2 protein-coding genes are annotated in these 1899 nt (G+C 65.0%); both read left to right on the top strand.

Annotated features, from left to right (window positions below; translation table 11 throughout):
* Positions 1-349 precede the first annotated feature (349 nt).
* Positions 350-964 (top strand): TetR/AcrR family transcriptional regulator, encoded by a 615-nt coding sequence (locus G6027_RS16715; RefSeq protein WP_206682506.1) that lies wholly within the window; start codon positions 350-352, stop codon positions 962-964.
* A 78-nt stretch (positions 965-1042) separates the two neighbouring features.
* Positions 1043-1899 (top strand): IS21 family transposase (gene istA / locus G6027_RS16720; RefSeq protein WP_241727219.1); only part of this gene is annotated, 857 nt, incomplete at its 3' end.

Consider the following 1899-nt stretch of genomic DNA (forward strand, 5'->3'; position numbering starts at 1 on the left):
GAACGAGGCCACCCAGTTGTCGATATCGGTACCTATCGGCTCGCCGGCCTTGTCGCGAAATGTGTCCATGTCCAGACCTTCCTGTCGATGAAGTTGTACTGGGTGCGATACCTCGGCTTGTGGCGACGGAGATATCGCCGACACCCGCACGTCCGACCCGTGACCCAACCTCGACCGGGACGTCCAAGGGGCCCTGAGGCCCGATGCGGGTGGCCTGAGCAACTGGCTGCCGACGGCACGATAGTCAGGTCGACAAGGCCGACTGAGCCGGGACACCATGTACTGTACGAACATACAGTATGCGGTACCGACGTATAGTCTAGTTTGGGGTCCGTAGGCTCGACCGCAACTGAAGGGGAACCGCGTGAATCGTTCCGCACCAGGCGCCGCGGGCCAGGATCTCACTGCCAAGGCGCGCATCCGCAACGCCGCACTGGATCTCTACGCCGCCAACGGCGAGGACGGCACTTCGTTGCGAACCGTGGCGACCGCGGCCGGGGTGACGGTGGGTCTCGTGGTCCATCACTACGGCACGAAGGACGGCCTGCGCGGGGCGGTCGAGCGACTGGTCGTAGAGCATTTCGCTACCGCACTTGCCTCGGCGCCCGTGGACGTCCCAGGCGCCGACATCGCCCGGATCCGCAACGAGGCGGTTGCCGACATGCTGGTCAGGCGTCCCGAGGTGGTGAACTACCTGCGCCGCGCGTTGCTAGATCCCGGCGGTCAGCGAGGTGAGTTACTCGAGCGACTCACCGAGCTGACACACCGGGAAGTGGCGGCTATGCGGGAATCTGGCGCGGCGTCTAGGGTCCGCGCCGATGCTGTTCAGGTGGTCGACGTCATCGTCACTCAGCTGGGCCGTTTGTTCCTCCAGCCGCTCGTGGACTCGATGTTGTCCGCGTACACCCTGATATGTCGGTCCGGGGACAGGTTCATATGTAGGTCGGTGTTCGGCGTTCCGTAGTTGTTCGCCGAGGTGGGTGGGCCACCCTGGGAGTCGTCTTCCGGCAAGTTGACGATTCTCGAAGGGTGGCCCACCTCCATGATCCTGGATGAGGAGTCCTGGATGAATATCCGACGTTTCAAGCAGCTGCGTGCGACGGGCATGTCGTACGCGGAAATCGGTCGCGAGTGCGGTTGCGACTGGCGCACGGTGCGCAAGTATCTGTCCGAGGATGCCCCGGCTTCGCCGCCGTCGGCGCCGTCACGCAAGGGCACACAGAGGATCGCAATCACCGCGGCGATCGCGGCATTGATCGATGTGATGCTGCGAGCTTGCATCGATATCAAGGCCACGGTGATCTGCGAGCGCCTGGCCGATGAGCACGATGTTCACGTGCACTACCAGCGGGTCAAGAACTACTGCCGGGGTCGCCGGCCCCAGATCCGTGCCGAGCTCGGTCTTGATGAGCCAGGGGCGACGAGTCTGCATCGACGTATTGCCACTCTTCCCGGGGCGCAGGCGCAGGTCGACTGGGGCGATGAGGGGGACCTGTTTGGCACCGGGGTGCGGGTCTACTCGTTTCACATGACGCTGTCGTACTCGCGGGACCCGTTCTGTTGCTTCGTGACCTCGATGGATGCCGCAACGTTCTTCGACTGTCACCGGCGGGCGTTCGCCCACTTCGGCGGGGTGCCAGCGGCGATCGTCTACGACCGCCTCAAGACTGTGGTGCGTCGCCATGTGGCCCCGGGCAAGGCGGTCCCGGTCACGGCCGCGGCCACCGCATTCGCCGGGCACTACGGCTTCGACATCGATGTGCTGGCCGCATACCGGCCCACCGGCAAGGGCCGCGTGGAGCGGCAGGTCGACATCGTGCGCGAGCACGTCGTGGCCGGCCGCAGTTTCCGCTCGGTCGGCGATGCCGATGCCGCGTTTGCCCGGTGGGTGAGGATCCG

Origin of the sequence: Dietzia sp. SLG310A2-38A2, from assembly GCF_014145095.1 — a bacterium.
Taxonomy (GTDB): Bacteria; Actinomycetota; Actinomycetes; order Mycobacteriales; family Mycobacteriaceae; genus Dietzia.